2 protein-coding genes are annotated in these 1,125 nt (G+C 68.0%); both read left to right on the top strand.

All coding sequences use genetic code 11. The annotated features are described in order from the left end of the window. On the top strand, positions 1-633 hold a 633-nt coding region (locus AC5RTT_RS20610), incomplete at its 5' end, for a transketolase-like TK C-terminal-containing protein (protein WP_494146715.1). Positions 634-720: 87 nt separating this feature from the next. Continuing rightward, positions 721-1,125, top strand: a 405-nt coding sequence (locus AC5RTT_RS20605) for a nucleotidyltransferase family protein (protein WP_494146714.1), incomplete at its 3' end; no start/stop codon positions are given.

The raw sequence follows: 1,125 nt of genomic DNA, 5'->3' as shown, positions 1-1,125 counted from the left end.
AACCTCATGTACTACCTCACCGTGTACAACGAGCCCATCGTCCAGCCCGCCGAACCCGAGGAACTGGACGTCGAGGGCGTCATCAAGGGCATCTACCGCCTGTCCGCCTCCGACGCCAAGGGACCCAAAACCCAGCTCCTGGCCTCCGGAGTCTCCGTCCCCTGGGCACTCGAAGCCCAGCGGATCCTCGCCGAGGACTGGTCCGTCTCCGCCGACGTCTGGTCCGTCACTTCCTGGAACGAACTCCGCCGCGACGGCCTCGCCGCCGAAGAGGAAGCCTTCCTCAACCCGGGTGAGCCGGCACGGATCCCCTTTGTGGCGCAGCAGCTGGCCGAGGCACAAGGGCCTGTTGTCGCCGTCTCGGACTACATGAAGGCCGTCCCGGACCAGATCCGGCAGTTCCTGCCGCACCAGTTCGCGTCGCTCGGCGCCGACGGCTTCGGTTTCTCGGACACCCGCGCAGCAGCCCGCCGCTACTTCAAGAACGACACCCACTCCATCGTGGTCAAAGCCCTGCAGATGCTGGCGGCGAGGGGCGAGGTGGAGGAGGCAGCGCCGTCGTACGCGATGGACCGCTACAAGCTGCTGGACGTGAACGCCGGAACCACCGGAGGAGCGGGGGGCGAGGCCTGACCAACCGTGGAGTTTTTGTCCAGATAAGGTGACTTCCCGGCCTCGCAACCAGCCGTATCTGGACAAAAATTCCACTAGGGTGCAGCTATGGGGAACATAGGCACCACCGGAGTCGTCCTGGCCGCCGGGGCCGGGACCCGGCTGGGCCTGGGCCCCAAGGCATTGCTCGCCTACCGCGGCCAGCCGCTGGTGGAGGCGGTCGCCGGAACCCTGCTCGACGGCGGCTGCCGCGACGTGGTGGTGGTCCTTGGAGCGGGCGCACCGGACGTCGCAGCCAAGACCGAACTGGACCGCTACCGGGTCATCGTCAACCAGGACTGGCGCACGGGCATGGGCAGTTCGTTCCTGCTCGGCGACATGGAAGCGGACCCCGAGGACCACCTCCTCATCGCCCTTGTGGACCAGCCCGGCCTGACCCGGACAACGGTGGGCAGGCTCCTCGCCTCCCACCGGCCCGGACGGATCACCGCCGCCGCCTACCGCCCCCCGCAG

Source organism: Arthrobacter sp. Y3221157, from assembly GCF_059089865.1.
The sequence above is the reverse complement of the archived record's forward strand: the minus strand, read 5'-3'. Positions and strand labels throughout refer to the sequence as shown.